Annotated in this window: 16 protein-coding genes; 5 read left to right on the top strand and 11 right to left on the bottom strand. The window is 62.2% G+C overall.

What is annotated here, in order from left to right; genetic code table 11:
- Positions 1 to 2 precede the first annotated feature (2 nt).
- The 8 genes from PSH87_RS07030 to pcaR all read right to left on the bottom strand — a co-directional run bounded on the left by PSH87_RS07030 (position 3) and on the right by pcaR (position 8,235).
- A complete protein-coding gene (locus tag PSH87_RS07030; RefSeq protein ID WP_017735909.1) occupies positions 3 to 1,298 on the bottom strand; it encodes an MFS family transporter in 1,296 nt (431 codons plus the stop codon).
- A 189-nt stretch (positions 1,299 to 1,487) separates the two neighbouring features.
- A complete protein-coding gene (pcaG, locus tag PSH87_RS07025; protein WP_305432964.1) occupies positions 1,488 to 2,054 on the bottom strand; it encodes a protocatechuate 3,4-dioxygenase subunit alpha in 567 nt (188 codons plus the stop codon).
- A 1-nt stretch (position 2,055) separates the two neighbouring features.
- A complete protein-coding gene (pcaH, locus tag PSH87_RS07020; protein ID WP_192299283.1) occupies positions 2,056 to 2,760 on the bottom strand; it encodes a protocatechuate 3,4-dioxygenase subunit beta in 705 nt (234 codons plus the stop codon).
- A 17-nt stretch (positions 2,761 to 2,777) separates the two neighbouring features.
- Positions 2,778 to 3,980, bottom strand: a complete 1,203-nt coding sequence (pcaF, locus tag PSH87_RS07015) for a 3-oxoadipyl-CoA thiolase (protein ID WP_305434268.1) — start codon at positions 3,978 to 3,980, stop codon at positions 2,778 to 2,780.
- Positions 3,977 to 4,756: a CoA-transferase subunit beta gene (locus PSH87_RS07010; RefSeq protein ID WP_017735913.1), complete on the bottom strand. Its 780-nt coding sequence runs from the start codon at positions 4,754 to 4,756 to the stop codon at positions 3,977 to 3,979. The genes pcaF and PSH87_RS07010 overlap by 4 nt, the downstream gene beginning before the upstream one ends.
- Entirely contained in the window at positions 4,756 to 5,613 is an 858-nt protein-coding gene (locus PSH87_RS07005) for a CoA transferase subunit A (RefSeq protein WP_305432963.1), read from the bottom strand. Before PSH87_RS07005 ends, PSH87_RS07010 begins: the two co-directional genes overlap by 1 nt.
- A gap of 286 nt (positions 5,614 to 5,899) precedes the next feature.
- The gene (locus tag PSH87_RS07000; protein ID WP_017735915.1) at positions 5,900 to 7,240 is read right to left on the bottom strand and encodes an MFS transporter; all 1,341 of its coding nucleotides are present in this window, start codon (positions 7,238 to 7,240) and stop codon (positions 5,900 to 5,902) included.
- A gap of 152 nt (positions 7,241 to 7,392) precedes the next feature.
- Positions 7,393 to 8,235 (bottom strand): pca regulon transcriptional regulator PcaR, encoded by an 843-nt coding sequence (gene pcaR, locus PSH87_RS06995; RefSeq protein ID WP_017735916.1) that lies wholly within the window; start codon positions 8,233 to 8,235, stop codon positions 7,393 to 7,395.
- Between the two features lie 502 nt (positions 8,236 to 8,737).
- Between pcaR and PSH87_RS06990 the strand changes: the two genes are divergently transcribed.
- Both PSH87_RS06990 and PSH87_RS06985 read left to right on the top strand, forming a co-directional pair.
- Complete coding sequence (locus tag PSH87_RS06990; RefSeq protein WP_003172389.1) at positions 8,738 to 8,938, top strand: hypothetical protein; 201 nt, start codon at positions 8,738 to 8,740, stop codon at positions 8,936 to 8,938.
- 323 nt (positions 8,939 to 9,261) lie between these two features.
- A complete protein-coding gene (locus PSH87_RS06985) occupies positions 9,262 to 10,737 on the top strand; it encodes an inorganic phosphate transporter (protein WP_026136690.1) in 1,476 nt (491 codons plus the stop codon).
- Between the two features lie 178 nt (positions 10,738 to 10,915).
- Here the strand turns inward: PSH87_RS06985 and ccoM are convergent, their stop codons facing one another.
- On the bottom strand, positions 10,916 to 11,029 hold the full coding sequence (gene ccoM, locus PSH87_RS06980; RefSeq protein WP_017735918.1) for a cytochrome c oxidase subunit CcoM: 114 nt from the start codon (positions 11,027 to 11,029) through the stop codon (positions 10,916 to 10,918).
- A gap of 143 nt (positions 11,030 to 11,172) precedes the next feature.
- On the bottom strand, positions 11,173 to 11,334 hold the full coding sequence (locus PSH87_RS06975) for a hypothetical protein (protein WP_003172386.1): 162 nt from the start codon (positions 11,332 to 11,334) through the stop codon (positions 11,173 to 11,175).
- A gap of 131 nt (positions 11,335 to 11,465) precedes the next feature.
- Between PSH87_RS06975 and PSH87_RS06970 the strand changes: the two genes are divergently transcribed.
- The 3 genes from PSH87_RS06970 to PSH87_RS06960 all read left to right on the top strand — a co-directional run bounded on the left by PSH87_RS06970 (position 11,466) and on the right by PSH87_RS06960 (position 14,072).
- Positions 11,466 to 12,332, top strand: a complete 867-nt coding sequence (locus PSH87_RS06970; protein WP_305432962.1) for a LysR substrate-binding domain-containing protein — start codon at positions 11,466 to 11,468, stop codon at positions 12,330 to 12,332.
- Positions 12,333 to 12,423: 91 nt separating this feature from the next.
- The gene (locus tag PSH87_RS06965; RefSeq protein WP_305432961.1) at positions 12,424 to 12,894 is read left to right on the top strand and encodes a RidA family protein; all 471 of its coding nucleotides are present in this window, start codon (positions 12,424 to 12,426) and stop codon (positions 12,892 to 12,894) included.
- Positions 12,891 to 14,072, top strand: a complete 1,182-nt coding sequence (locus tag PSH87_RS06960) for an aminotransferase class V-fold PLP-dependent enzyme (RefSeq protein ID WP_305432960.1) — start codon at positions 12,891 to 12,893, stop codon at positions 14,070 to 14,072. The genes PSH87_RS06965 and PSH87_RS06960 overlap by 4 nt, the downstream gene beginning before the upstream one ends.
- Here the strand turns inward: PSH87_RS06960 and PSH87_RS06955 are convergent.
- Positions 14,069 to 14,410, bottom strand: a complete 342-nt coding sequence (locus PSH87_RS06955; protein WP_305432959.1) for an aspartate-semialdehyde dehydrogenase — start codon at positions 14,408 to 14,410, stop codon at positions 14,069 to 14,071. The genes PSH87_RS06960 and PSH87_RS06955 overlap by 4 nt on opposite strands.
- Positions 14,411 to 14,612: the final 202 nt, after the last annotated feature.

Raw genomic sequence — 14,612 nt, 5'->3', positions numbered from 1 at the left:
CCTTACAGATCGTGGTGCAAATACGCCGCCTGTTTCGGCAAGCGCAAGCTGAACAGGAAAGCGATGGCCATCATCGCCGTGACGTACCAATAAAAGCTGTTTTCCATGCCGATGGACTTGAGGCTCAGCGCGACGAATTCCGCCGAGCCGCCAAAGATCGCATTGGCCACCGCATACGCCAGGCCCACACCCAGGGCGCGCACCTGGGGCGGGAACATTTCCGCTTTGACCAGGCCGCTGATGGAGGTGTAGAAGCTGACAATCGCCAGGGCCAGGGTGATCAACACAAAGGCCAGGAACGGGCTGCTGACGGTTTTCAAGGTGAGCAGGATCGGCACGGTGAACAAGGTGCCAAGGCCGGCAAACCAGAGCATCGAGTTACGGCGGCCGATCTTGTCCGCGAGCATGCCGAACAGCGGCTGCATGCACATATACAGGAACAGCGCGCCGGTCATGATGTAGCTCGACGTCTTGGCGTGCATGCCGACCGTGTTCACCAGGTACTTCTGCATGTAAGTGGTGAAGGTGTAGAAAATCAGCGAGCCGCCCGCGGTGTAGCCCAGCACCGTGATAAACGCCGCCTTGTGGTCGCGAAACAGCGCGGCAATGCTGCCGGCGTCCTTGTCTTCGCGCATTTCCTTGCTGGTGGTTTCTTTCAGGGTGCGGCGCAGCAACAGGGAGATCACCGCCGCGATGGCACCGATCACAAACGGAATCCGCCAGCCCCAGGCGCGCAGCTCTTCTTCAGTGAGGATCTGTTGCAGGATCACCACCACCAGCACCGCCAGCAATTGGCCGCCGATCAGGGTCACGTATTGGAAAGAGGCGAAGAACCCACGCTGGCCCTTGAGCGCCACCTCACTCATGTAGGTCGCGGTGGTGCCGTATTCGCCGCCCACGGACAGGCCCTGGAACAGGCGCGCGATCAGCAGCAGGATCGGTGCCCAGACGCCGATGTCGTTATAGGTCGGCAAAAAAGCGATGACCAGGGAGCCGGCGCACATCATCAGCACCGAGATCATCATCGAGTTCTTGCGGCCGTGCTTGTCGGCCACGCGCCCGAACAGCCAGCCGCCGATGGGCCGCATCAGGAAACCGGCGGCGAATACACCGGCCGTATTCACCAGCTGCACGGTGGGGTTGTCCGACGGGAAGAAGGCGGGGGCGAAGTAGATGGCGCAGAAGGCGTAGACGTAGAAGTCGAACCATTCGACGAGGTTGCCGGAAGAGGCCCCGACAATCGCAAATATCCGTTTGCGGCGTTCTTCTCCGGTGTAGTGACTGGTGGTTGTTGTCATGATTTTTCACTCAGTGGGAACGGTTATAGCCTAGACATACTTTGCAACAAGCTCGTTCCGCAACAAGACCTTTGGAGGTGGGGGGACTGGGAGGGCCCTATCGCAGGCAAGCCAGCTCCCACCTTTGACGGCGTTCACACATCAAACTGTGGGAGCTGGCTTGCCTGCGATGAGGCCCTCAAGGCCCACTTAATAATCGAAGAACACCGTCTCCTTATCGGTCCCCTGCAAAATCACATTCCACTGATGCACACCCGCTGCATCCTGCTTGGCAATCAAGGTCTCACGCCGCGCAGCCGGCACACACGCCAGCAACGGGTCATCCCCGTTCATCGGCTCGCCGTCAAAATAAATCCGCGTCAGCAAGTGCTTCACCAAGCCACGGGCAAACACCAGCACCACCAGGTGCGGCGCCTGGGTCGTGCCCTTCAGCCCCGGCACGGCGCCCGGCTTGATGGTGGTAAAGCGAAACCGCCCTTCGGCATCCACCGGCACCCGGCCAAAGCCTTCGAAGTTCGGGTCGAGCGCTTTGTCCTGCTCATCTTCCGGATGGTCATATTTGCCGGCGGCGTTGGCCTGCCAGACTTCCAGCATGGCGTCGTTGACGACTTCACCGTTGCCGTCCAGCACTTGCCCGCTGATCGCCACGCGTTCACCCAGGGTGGCGGCAGTGGTCAGGTCTTCGCGGTTCAGCCAGGTCAGGCCGATGTGGTAATACGGCCCGACGGTGTGGGACGTGGTCGCGTTGAGTGTCATCTCATTTCTCCATCGGCGTGGCGTCGCGGCCGCGCAGGACGATGTCCCAGCGGTAGCCGAGGGCATAGGAAGGAATGGTTTTTTCCAGGTCGAAACGGGCGATCAAGCGCTCCTTGGCGCGGGTGTCCGGGACGCAGTTGTAGATCGGGTCGTATTCCAGCAGCGGGTCGCCGGGGAAGTACATCTGCGTGACCAGGCGCGTCAGCACGCTGGGGCCGAACAGCGAAAAGTGGATATGCGCCGGGCGCCACGCGTTGTGGTGGTTGCCCCACGGGTAGGCGCCGGGCTTGATGGTCTGGAACTGGTACCAGCCGTCGGCGTCGGTGACGGTGCGGCCGGTGCCGGTGAAGTTCGGGTCCAGCGGTGCGTCGTGCAGGTCACGCTTGTGGTTGTAGCGACCGGCGGCGTTGGCCTGCCAGATCTCCACCAGGATGCCCGGCACCGGCAGGCCGTTTTCATCGAGCACACGCCCGTGAATGATGATGCGTTCGCCCTGGGGCTCGCCGTCATGCTGGGCGGTCAGGTCGTTGTCCTTCGCGTTGATCCGTTCGGCGCCGATGGTCGGGCCGGTGATTTCCGACAAGGAATGGGGCAGAAACACCAACGGCTGTGACGGCGAACGCACGTTCGTCGACTGGTAGGCCGGGTGCAGGTAATCAGGTTGGGTGCCCGCTTGCGGGCGCCGGTAACCGGGCTTGTCACTCATGGAGCAATCCTCTCTTATTAGATGCGTTCAATCGCCAGGGCCAGACCTTGGCCGACGCCCACACACATGGTCGCCAGGCCTTTGCGGCCAGCGGTTTTTTCCAATTGGTGCAGGGCGGTCAATACCAGCCGTGCACCGCTCATGCCCAGCGGGTGGCCGAGGGCGATGGCGCCGCCGTTCGGGTTGACCTGCGGCGCGTCGTCGGCGATGCCCAGTTCACGCAGCACCGCCAAGCCTTGGCTGGCGAAGGCTTCGTTGAGTTCGATGACGTCAAAGTCGGTGACCGCCAGACCGAGGCGTTCCACCAGCTTGCGCACGGCTGGCACCGGGCCGATGCCCATCACTCGCGGCGCAACGCCGGCACTGGCCATGCCCAAGACACGGGCGCGGGCGGTCAGGCCGTGTTTTTTCACCGCTTCGGCGGACGCGAGGATCAAGGCTGCCGCGCCGTCGTTAACGCCGGAAGCATTGCCGGCCGTCACGGTCTTGTCCGGGCCGTTCACCGGTTTGAGCTTGGCCAGGGCTTCCAGGGTGGTGTCCCGTGGATGCTCATCGTGCTCCACCAGGGTCTCGCCTTTTTTATGGGCGACCCGCACCGGCACGATTTCCTCGGCGAAGAACCCAGCGGCTTGTGCGGCAGCAGTACGTTGCTGGCTGCGCAGGGCAAAGGCGTCCTGGTCGGCGCGGGATACGTTGTAGTCATCGGCAACGTTATCGGCGGTCTGCGGCATCGCGTCCACGCCGTACTGGGCCTTCATCAACGGGTTGATAAAACGCCAGCCGATGGTGGTGTCTTCCAGCGTCATGTCGCGGGAAAACGCCGCGCCGGCCTTGCCCATCACGAACGGCGCGCGGGACATCGACTCCACGCCGCCGGCAATCGCCAGTTCCATTTCGCCACTGGCAATGGCGCGAAAGGCCGTGCCGATGGCGTCCATGCCCGAGGCACAGAGGCGGTTGAGGGTGACGCCCGGAACGCTCTCCGGCAGCCCCGCCAGCAACAGCGCCATGCGCGCGACGTTGCGGTTGTCTTCGCCCGCCTGGTTGGCGCAACCGAGGAACACCTCGTCCACCGCGTTCCAATCCACCGACGGGTTGCGCTCGATCAGCGCCTTGATCGGCAACGCCGCCAGGTCATCGGCACGCACCGTGGCCAGGCCACCGCCGAAACGGCCGATGGGGGTGCGGATGGCGTCACAGATAAATACATCGCGCATCAGGCTTCTCCAGGCGCTTGGCCGTGGGCCGCCGCAGTACGCGCTTCAAGGTCACGCAAAGCAGTCAGTTCCAGGTCTGTCGGTTCGGCGGTGGTGCTGACCTGCTCGGCAAAACGAATCGCCCAGCCAGTGGCGGCCACCACCTGCTCGCGGGTCACCCCTGGGTGCAACGCGGTGACGACAAATTCATGGGTGCCCTCTTCCGGTTCCATGATGCACAGGTCGGTAATGATCCCTACCGGCCCGGCGCCCGGCAGGCCCAGACGCTTGCGTGAATCGCCGCCTTCGCCGTGCCCTACCGAGGTGATGAAATCCAGCTTGTCGACAAACGAGCGCGCCGACTGCTTGAGGATGATCAGCACGCTCTTCGCGGAGCCGGCGATCTCCGGCGCACCACCGGCACCCGGCAGGCGCACTTTGGGCTGGTGGTAATCACCGACCACGGTGGTGTTGATATTGCCGAAGCGATCGACCTGGGCCGCGCCAAGGAAACCGACGTCGATGCGCCCGCCTTGCAGCCAGTAGCGAAAGATCTCACCGGTAGGGACGACGGTGTCGGCGGTTTCCGCCAGCTCGCCGTCACCGATGGACAGTGGCAACACGCTCGGCTTGGCGCCGATCGGGCCGGATTCGTAGATCAGCACCACGTCCGGCGACGAGGTCAGGCGCGCGAGGTTGGCGGCCTTGGAGGGCAAGCCGATGCCGACAAAACACACGGAGCCATTCTTGAGGCGACGCGCGGCGGCGACGGTCATCATTTCATTGGTGGAGTAAGCCATTACTTGGCCCCCTGTGCAGTGGCCAGCTTGGCCTGGAATTCACTGAAGTCGGCGGTGCCATGGATGTATTCGTCGATCCAGGCAGTAAAGGTCTCACGGTCGCGGGCGATTGGGTCCCACGCCTGATAGAAGCGGTTGTCGCGCTCGTTGTAGCTGTGGGCGTAGGACGGATGCGCACCACCGGGTACATGGCACACCGCAGTCAGGGCCCAGGTCGGCAACACGCAGCTGTTCATTGGCGCATTCAAGTCATCGACGATTTCTTCGACGGTGACGATGCAACGCTTGGCCGCCAGGGCCGCTTCCTTCTGCACACCGAGAATGCCCCAGAGCAGCACGTTGCCCTTGCGGTCGGCCTTTTGCGCGTGGATCACCGTCACATCCGGACGCACCGACGGCACGGCCGCCAGTACTTCACCGGTGAACGGGCACGTCACGGTCTTGATCAGCGGGTTGACCTTGGGCAGGTCGGAACCGGCGTAGGCACGCAGCACCGCGAACGGCAGGCCGGAAGCGCCGGCGACGTAGGCGTTGGCCAGGTCGGCGTGGCTGTGCTCTTCGATCTCCAGCGGTTGCGGCCATTGCTTCTCGACCGCGTCGCGCAGGCGATGCAGGGAACCCACGCCCGGGTTGCCGCCCCAGGAGAAAATCAGCTTGCGAGCGCAGCCGGCACCGATCAATTGGTCATAGACCAAGTCAGGCGTCATACGCACCAGCGTCAGGTCTTTCTTGCCCTGACGAATGATTTCATGACCCGCCGCCGTGGGGATCAGGTGGGTGAAGCCTTCGAGCGCAACGGTATCGCCGTCGTTCACGAAACGCTTTACCGCGTCGGTCAGGGTGAGCATTTCAGCCATGGGGTCGGGCTCCCGGTGTGGATCGAAAAAGGCGCAGAGGTGGCGCCGAAGTGCATTGAAGATTAAGTCGGGGAAATGGCTGTAACAATCCGATAATCGACTAAGTGTTCGATAATCGAACTGATTGTTGCCTGGCTAACTTTCCTCAATGCACAGCCCCCCACTGTGGGAGCGCGCTTGCCCGCGATAGCGGTGGATCAGCACCTGATTCATCAACTGACAGACCGCTATCGCAGGCAAGCCAGCTCCCACACAAGCCCTGCCGCCATAAGATCAGCGCTAAGCCTCAAGTCGCATCCGCATGGCTGACCATGCCCTTGATCACCACCGCCGCCGTGGCCAACGCCGCCGGAATCACCAGTGCCGTCAGCACCTGCTCGAAATTCCAACCCAACCCCAACAACGTTGCGCCCATCCACGCCCCGAGAATCGCGCCGAACCGCCCAATCCCGAGCATCCACGACACCCCGGTGGCACGCCCCTGGGTCGGGTAAAACCGCGCCGCCAGCGAGGGCATCGCCGATTGCGCGCCGTTGACACACATCCCGGCGATCAATACCAGGGTCGCCAGTAGCGTGATATTGCCCAGGCTCTGCCCGACCGCGTAGGCAAAGACCCCAGCCAGCAGGTAGAACGTGCCGATGACCTTGTGCGGATTGAAGCGGTCCATCGCCCAGCCCACGCCCACGGCGCTCAGCACCCCGCCAAACTGGAACAACGCGCCGATAAACGCGGCCTGCTCCATGCTGGCGCCGCTGTCGCGCATCAGGGTCGGCAGCCAGCTGGTCAGCAGGTAGACGATCACCAGGCCCATGAAGTAGGTGAGCCACAGCAGCAAGGTGCCGGCGCTGTAGGTGCCGGAGAAGATCACCGCGAACACGTTGCGCGCCTTCACGGTTTTTTGCTCGGGCACGCTGAAGTCGCTGGCTTGGGCGACGATGTTCGGCTCGATGGGTGCCAGGGTCTTGCGCACTTTGTCGGTGCCGCGATTGCGCACCACCAGGTAACGCGCCGACTCCGGCAGCCACACCAGCAATACCACCGCGAGGATCAATGGCAGGATGCCGCCGATCAGCAGCAGGCTGTGCCAGCCAAATGCCGGGATCAGCTTGGCCGAGATAAACCCGCCGCCGGCCATGCCCAGGTTGAAGCCGCAGAACATGCTGGTCACCAGCAGGGATTTGTGGCGCTCGGGGGTGTATTCGGAGAGCAGCGTGGTGGCGTTCGGCATGCCGGCCCCGAGGCCAAGCCCGGTGAGAAAGCGCAGTACCAGCAACTGGTCGACGTTGGCGGCGTAGGCCGAGGCCAGGCTGAACGCACCAAACACCAGCACCGCGCCCACCAACACCATTTTGCGCCCGAACCGGTCGGCCAACGGGCCGGAGCCGAGGGCGCCGAACACCATGCCGATCAGCGCGGCGCTCATCACCGGGCCGAGGCTGGCACGGTCGATGCCCCAATCCTGGGACAGTGCAGGCGCAATAAAGCCCATGGCCGCCGTGTCGAGGCCATCGAGGAAGACGATCAGGAAACACAGGATCACCACGCGCCATTGGTAGCGCGACAGTGGCTGGGCGTTGATGAAGGACTGGACGTCCAGGGTCGTACCAACAGACGATTGATTCATTATTGTTATTTCCACACCGATGGGCGGGCTGACGACCTGGGGCCGTCGTTATTATTGAGTGAGGCGGCGCCCTAGAGCGCTGCCGCACAGTAATAAGCCCGGGGAAACATCGTCAATTGATCAAACCGGGATCTGTGCGATCAGCGAACAGCTTAGGTAAACAACTGCGCGCTCAGCTCGCGGCTGGCGCTGAGCATGCTCGGCAGGAAACGCTGCTCCAGCTCGCTGCGGCTGACGCGGCCGGCGTGGGTGCTGACGTTGAGCGCGGCCAGCACCTGACCGGAGGCGTCATACACCGGCACCGCGATGGAGCGCAGGCCCTGCTCCAGTTCCTGATCGACAATGCACCAGCCCTGCTGCCGCACTTGTTGCAGGCATTCGAGCAAGGCGGCCGGGGTGGTCAGGGTACGGCTGGTCTTGGTTTGCAGGTCGGCGTGGTCGAGGTAGTCCTGCAGGGACGCGTCATCCAGTGCGGCGAGCAGGATGCGGCCCATGGACGTGCAGTACGCCGGCAGGCGCCCGCCCACCGACAGGTCCACCGAGATCAGGCGCTGGGTCGTGGCGGAACGGGCGATGTAAAGGATGTCATCGCCTTCGAGGGTGGCCATGTTGCAGGCTTCGTGGAGTTGCTCGCTCATGCGGTCCAGGTAAGGCTGCGCCGACACCGCCAACGGCGTGGACGACAGGTACGCATGGCCCAGGGTCAACACCTTGGGCAGCAGCGAATACGTGCGCCCATCGGTGGTGGCGTAGCCGAGCTTGATCAGGGTGTAGAGGCAACGGCGCACGGCGGCGCGGGGGATTTCCGTGCGATGGCTGATCTGGGCGATGGTCAGGTGACGCTTGCGTTCCTGGAACGCCTGCACCACGGCCAGGCCGCGGGCCAGGGAGGTCATGAAATCGGGATCGCCGGTAAACGCCTGGATGCGCTTGGCCGGTGACGCCACGATCGGTGGCGCCACTGATGCGAAGGAGTTGCGCAATTGATCGTTCATTTCATGAGTCCTTTTTCTTGTTTTCAACCGTCATCGCGTTTGGCCGCTATTACAAGCCGCACAGGGCGCACTGCACAACGCCAGGCCAGTGACACTGGGCGATTATCGGACACTCTTCCGATTATCGCAATTTACAGCGCCAGGCTCTTGTTCGAGGATGAAAACTTTCTGACGCCAGATTTTCCGCAATCGACTGACGCGCTTAAGTAACAAAACGCTCACACGAAGTTGGCAATTTTTAACTTTATGGTGATAGTGTTCTTAAAATGCGCCGCTATACTGCAACCTGTGCAGAGGTCAACCCGGTTTCATTATCGGGGCCAGAGCTCGCCAGGCGATGCATTCAGTGTGCATCGTCGGTCACAAGTAACCGCTTAAAGTATCGACCTCAGGCCACTCACTCGGACTTGAACGTTAAACCGTTCAACTTCGAACAACCTGTCAGCGACTTTCCGGTACGCCACTGCACAATAATCAAACTCAACTCATATTAGGTAATACAGTGACGAAAGATGAACTGCGCGCGGAACTTGAGCGCCAGGAACAACGTTACAAGGACGTTTACGGCGGGGAAGTCACCACCTACGCCGCGCAGCCTGAACCCGAGCGTAAACCTTGGCGTAAACGCGCCAGCTTGCTCGATCAGGCGTTTGCCCAGGAAATCCAAAAGATTGAACAGGAACTCAAGGCCGAAGAGCCATAAGCCCTTCGACCTGAGCTGCGGCACTTGCCACCTCAGCTGGCGCATTGCCAGCCGAGGGCCGCGATAGATTCGGCACGCGTCCTATCGTCGCAAACGAAATTTCATACAAATGTTTCAGACATGCCGATTCAGTGGCATTCCCCCCCAGAAACGCGCCCTCACTTTATAAATCAAAGACTTGCCAAAGCCCCGAAAACCCTGGGATGAACGCCTCCCGCCCCTGGCATTTCAATGAAGATTGCTACCGATGAGCAGCTAATGCATCGATTACCGAGGTTTTCTGGCATAATCGCGCCCCCTTACGACCGGGTCAGAAAACCTTCATGATCGATTTATTCAGCGGACTGGATGCTTGGGTTCTAGTGAGCCTGCTGCTCGCCCTGGCCTTTGTCCTCGCCTTCGAGTTCATCAATGGCTTTCATGACACCGCTAACGCGGTGGCCACAGTCATCTATACCAAAGCCATGCCGCCGCACCTGGCCGTGTTCTTCTCCGGGGTGTTCAACTTCCTCGGCGTGTTGCTCGGTGGTGTCGGTGTCGCCTACGCCATCGTGCACTTGCTGCCGGTGGAGTTGCTGATCAATGTGAACACGGGCCACGGCCTGGCCATGGTCTTCTCGCTATTGGCGGCGGCGATCACCTGGAACCTGGGCACCTGGTACTTCGGTATCCCGGCCTCCAGCTCCCACACCCTGATCGGCTCGATCCTCGGTGTCGGCCTGGCCAACGCCCTGATCAACGATATCCCCCTGGCTGACGGTGTGAACTGGCAGAAAGCGATCGATATCGGTGCGTCCCTGGTGTTCTCGCCAATGGCCGGCTTCCTGGTCGCAGCCCTGGTGCTGATCGGCCTGAAATGGTGGCGCCCACTGTCGAAGATGCACAAGACGCCGGACCAGCGCCGCAAGCTTGACGACAAGAAGCACCCGCCCTTCTGGAACCGCCTGGTCCTGGTGATTTCGGCCATGGCCGTGAGCTTCGTGCACGGTTCCAACGATGGCCAGAAAGGCATCGGCCTGATCATGCTGGTGCTCATCGGTATCGTGCCAGCGCAGTTCGTCCTCGACCTGGGCAGCACCACCTACCAGATCGAGCGTACCCGCGACGCCACCCTGCACCTCAACCAGTTCTACCAGCGCAACCACGAGACCCTCGGTGAGTTCCTGGCCCTGGGCAAAAGCGTGAAGGACGACCTGCCGGGCAAGTTCCGTTGCAACCCGCAACAGACCGAGCCGACCATCAACGCCCTGCTGGATACGTTGAAAGGTGTGTCCGACTACCACTCGCTGACCGCCGATCGCCGCATCGAAGTACGTCGCTACCTGCTCTGCCTGGACGACACCGCGAAGAAAGTCGGCAAGCTGCCGGGCCTGGAAGCACGTGAGAAGTCCGACCTGGACAAGCTGCGCAAAGACCTGACCGCCACCACCGAGTACGCACCGTTCTGGGTGATCCTCGCCGTCGCACTGGCCTTGGGCCTGGGCACCATGGTGGGCTGGAAGCGTGTGGTACTGACCATTGGCGAGAAGATCGGCAAGCAGGGCATGACCTATGCCCAGGGCATGTCGGCGCAGATCACCACGGCCACCATGATTGGCTTTGCCAACATCTTTGCACTGCCGGTGTCCACTACTCACGTACTGTCGTCGGGTGTGGCCGGTACCATGGTGGCGAACAAAAGCGGCCTGCAAGGCGGGACGGTCAAGACCATCCTGATGGCCTGGGTGCTGACCCTGCCAGCGACCGTTGGCCTGTCGGCCGGGTTGTTCTGGCTGGCGTCCAAGGCGCTGGGCAGCTGATAAGCCGCCTGTATTAAAAAAGGTGCGATCCGCGAGGGTCGCACCTTTTTTTATACCTGTACCTCCCACACAAGCCCACTCCTATTGGAGAGCGGCGTTGTTAGTTAAATAGCGGGCAAAAAAAAGGGCGACCGAAGTCGCCCAAAATGCCTTGCGTGCTCATGTAATCCAGAAAGACTTATTTTTTCCGCTTATTCGCGTCTTTCCAGATAAAAAAACCAAACCCTACAAAAAACAGCACCATGAGGCTGACAGTCAGCACTCCGGCAAAAACCACATTATCGAAAAACATGACCGGCCTCCTGCACTTGCCCTGTTGCGATAGGGCTAAGTTAATCGAGAAGGCGGATTGGAAAATTGACGGGGATCAATGTCGCCCACAACGGGGCGTAAAGAAGGGGAATAACTGACCTGCATCAACAGATGCAGGCTGTTTCAACGCTTTTTCGGTTTGTTCTTTGGTTTCTTCTTGGCCTTGCCCAACGGCATGGCCTGCTCGAAGGCCTGGCGCACTTCGTTCAGGCGCTTGTCGTTAAGGTCGTGCACGCGCTTGGCACGTTCGGCGTTCAGGTCGATCAGCTTGTCGTCATCGCTCATGGCTTGGCTTACGTTGTGGCGGGAATGCCTCAATAATGCGGCCTGCCCCGCCCGACGGCAAATCAGCGGGCGACAAAATGCAGGCCATCGCCCAAAATCGGCCCTTCCCTCAGGCAACGGAGCGCACTCAAGTGGCACTGCACAAGGACCTTCCGCCCTTGCTGGCCCTGCGCGCCTTTGAGGCCGTGGCGCGGCACTTGAGTTTTAGCAAGGCGGCGCATGAGCTGTCGGTGACCCAGAGCGCACTGAGCCATCAAGTGCAAAAACTTGAGCAGCACCTGGGCAAACCGCTGTTTATCCGACGCACCCGGGCGATTGACCTGACGGGCGACGGCCAACGCTACTACGCCGAAATCCGCCCTGCCCTCGACGCCATCGCGGCCGCCACCCGTACCCAGCGCGCCGCGCCCAGCACCACGGTGCTGCGCATCGGCCTGCTCGCCTCTTTCGCCACCTTGTGGCTGGCGCCGCGCCTGGCCGACTTTCTGCATCGCTACCCGCATATCCAGGTGGAGTTGTTACCGGCAATTCAACTGGCTGATGTCGCCGCCGCCGAGGTGGACCTGGCGATACGTTACGGCAAGGGCGATTGGCCCGATGTGCAGGCCACGCGCCTGATGGCGGAAGTGATCTCGCCGGTGTGCAGCCCGGCGTTCAAGACCCGGCATGACAGCCCGTTGCTGATGGCCACCTCCCACCGGCCGTTCGAGTGGACCGATTGGTCCGAGCACCACCACGTCGATCTCGCCAGCCATCCCCGCGTGATGCTGCATGACTACAACATCGTGGTCGAAGCCGCCGTGGCCGGCCAGGGCATCGCCATGGGCCGCCACCGCTTGATCGAGCGTCGGCTCAAGGACGGCAGCCTGGTGGAAGCGTTCGAGTGGCCGCCGTATCACAGTGACATCGGCTACTGGCTGATCGCCCCCCAAGGCCCCGCCAGCGCGGCGGCCGAATGTTTCAGCCAATGGCTGCAGGACGCCTGCCGCGATGCGTGAGTTTTTTCGATGCGTCAGGTGAGATCTATCCGTTTGTCGCCGGCGAACCCGGCCGACATGCTCAAGCCTCTTTTACCTTTGAGGATTGATCATGAGCGACTCCCTGCGCCAACGCGTGCAAGCCCTCGGCCTCACGCTGCCGACACCCAGCCAGCCAGCGGCCAACTACATTAACTACGTGATCAGCGCGAACCAGCTGTTCGTCTCCGGGCAGATTCCGCTGGTGGATGGCCAACCGGCCTACGTCGGGCGACTGGGCGAAGCCCTCAGCGATAGCGAAGGCACCCAGGCCGCCGAACTGGCAGCGCTGGGCCTGCTGGGGCAATTGAGCCATGCCCTGGGGGATGACCTGTCGCGCCTGGTGCGCACGGTACGCCTGGGGGTATTTATCGCCAGCAGCGGCGAATTCACACACCAGAGCGCAGTCGCCAACGGTGCGTCGAACCTGTTGGTGAATGCCCTCGGCGACAAAGGCCGGCATGTGCGCACCGCCGTCGGGGTAGCCAGCCTGCCCGCCGGTGTCGCGGTGGAGGTGGACGGGATTTTCGAGCTGCAACCATGAGCCTGCTCGACACCCAGGCGCTGCGCGACGCCACACCCGGCTGCCAATCCGGCATCGTGCATTTCAATCATGCCGGCGCCTCGCTGCCGAGCCAGGCCACCCTCGATGCAATCATCGCGCACCTGCACCGCGAAGCCCGCGACGGCCCGATGGAAGCCGGCGAACATGGCGCCCTGCTGCTGGAAAACGCCCGCCGCGCCGCCGCGCAATTGCTCAATGCGCCGGCCTCGTCCATTGCCTTCGCCAGCAGCGGCTCGGCCGCCTGGAACATGGCGTTCCAGGCACTGGCGCCGTGGCAGCCGGGCGACCGCATCCTGGTGGGCCGCCATGAATGGGGCGGCAACCTGGCGAGCATGCAGCTCGCGGTGCAAGCCGGCGCCCGCGTGGAGGTCATCCCCTGCGATGCAACCGGCGCGGTGTGCCCGCTGGCGCTGGAGGCGATGATCGACGCCAGCGTGAAGCTGATCGACCTCACGTGGTTGCCAGCCAACGGCGGCCTGATCAACCCGGCCCAAGCCATCGGCGAGATCGCCAAAAAACACGGTATCCCTTATTTCATCGACGCCGGCCAAGCCGTCGGCCAAATGCCGGTGGACGTGCAGGCATTGCACTGCGATGTGCTCAAGTCGGCCGGCCGCAAGCATCTGCGTGGGCCGCGCGGTACCGCGTTGCTGTATGTGCGGCCGGCGTTCCTCGCGCAGTTGAACCCGGCCCAGCGCGACGTGTTTTCCGCACCGTGGACGGCCGACGGCTTCGACCTGCGCAACGACGCCCGCCGTTTTGAAACCAGCGAAGTGTCCTACGCCTTATTGGCGGGATTGGGCAATGCGTTGCAGGAGATAAACCGACTGGGTATCGAGCAGGTGTGGCAAACCATCAGGCAGACCCGTCAGCAGATTCGCGAAGCGCTGGGTCAGATCCCCGGCATTACCGTGCATGATCTGGGCGCCAGCCAATCGGGCCTGATCGCCTTCAACCTGGCTGGTTGGGACGCCTTTGAACTGAAACGGCGGCTGGGCTTGCAGCGCATCAACATCGGCGCCAACGGCGTGGCCTACACCCCGCTGGACATGCAGGCGCGCGGCCTGGCCAGCGTGGCGCGGATTTCCGTCAGCCCGCTCAATAACGCGCAGGATGTCGAGCGGCTGCTGGCCGCCCTGCGGGCATTGCGCGGCTAGACTTCGACGTCCACCCACAAGCCCTGGCGCGGCGCATCTTCAATCAGCGGTATCACCGGCACGGTGTTGTCGGCGTTGAGCACATCCCCCGGAATCGCCAAGTGCTGTTCCGGGTCTTCATCGGCTTCACGCCGGCGTCTTTGCTGCTCTTGCTGGCGGCGCTGTTCTTCGCGCAGCAGCAGGGTCGATTGCTCGGCGTCGCGGTTTTTCAGGTCGATCGTGCTTTCATTGGAGCCCGGTTGTACTGGCACCACGGGCGGGATATCCGGCTTCTGGCGCACCGGATCGAGTTGTGACGTGACCGGCACAACGCTCACGGGCAGCATGGGTGGCAGCATAGGTTTACTCTCCTGATCAACAGGCTGTCGGCGCGCCACAGGGCGACTTGAGCGCGCACTCGCCAAGCTGTGACCCAGTCGACACTCCCAAGTGCCCGCCACCCGTCGATCCGACTCTCGCGCAGCCACGCAAACGGAGTAGTTTTTGTCAGGAGTCCTTTGGCTGAGGGCCGTGTTCCGTTAAGATAGTCGGCTTTTTCAC

The organism is Pseudomonas sp. FP453, from assembly GCF_030687495.1.
Lineage (GTDB): Bacteria > Pseudomonadota > Gammaproteobacteria > Pseudomonadales > Pseudomonadaceae > Aquipseudomonas.
The sequence above is the reverse complement of the archived record's forward strand: the minus strand, read 5'-3'. Positions and strand labels throughout refer to the sequence as shown.

Coding starts and splice junctions, on each gene's coding strand:
- pcaH (WP_192299283.1), bottom strand. CDS start 2,760: ATGAGTGACAAGCCCGGTTACCGGCGCCCGCAAGCGGGCACCCAACCT.
- PSH87_RS06965 (WP_305432961.1), top strand. CDS start 12,424: ATGAGCGACTCCCTGCGCCAACGCGTGCAAGCCCTCGGCCTCACGCTG.
- PSH87_RS06955 (WP_305432959.1), bottom strand. CDS start 14,410: ATGCTGCCACCCATGCTGCCCGTGAGCGTTGTGCCGGTCACGTCACAA.
- pcaR (WP_017735916.1), bottom strand. CDS start 8,235: ATGAACGATCAATTGCGCAACTCCTTCGCATCAGTGGCGCCACCGATC.
- ccoM (WP_017735918.1), bottom strand. CDS start 11,029: ATGTTTTTCGATAATGTGGTTTTTGCCGGAGTGCTGACTGTCAGCCTC.
- PSH87_RS06975 (WP_003172386.1), bottom strand. CDS start 11,334: ATGAGCGATGACGACAAGCTGATCGACCTGAACGCCGAACGTGCCAAG.
- PSH87_RS06960 (WP_305432960.1), top strand. CDS start 12,891: ATGAGCCTGCTCGACACCCAGGCGCTGCGCGACGCCACACCCGGCTGC.
- PSH87_RS07000 (WP_017735915.1), bottom strand. CDS start 7,240: ATGAATCAATCGTCTGTTGGTACGACCCTGGACGTCCAGTCCTTCATC.
- PSH87_RS07030 (WP_017735909.1), bottom strand. CDS start 1,298: ATGACAACAACCACCAGTCACTACACCGGAGAAGAACGCCGCAAACGG.
- PSH87_RS07010 (WP_017735913.1), bottom strand. CDS start 4,756: ATGGCTTACTCCACCAATGAAATGATGACCGTCGCCGCCGCGCGTCGC.
- PSH87_RS06985 (WP_026136690.1), top strand. CDS start 9,262: ATGATCGATTTATTCAGCGGACTGGATGCTTGGGTTCTAGTGAGCCTG.
- PSH87_RS07005 (WP_305432963.1), bottom strand. CDS start 5,613: ATGGCTGAAATGCTCACCCTGACCGACGCGGTAAAGCGTTTCGTGAAC.
- pcaG (WP_305432964.1), bottom strand. CDS start 2,054: ATGACACTCAACGCGACCACGTCCCACACCGTCGGGCCGTATTACCAC.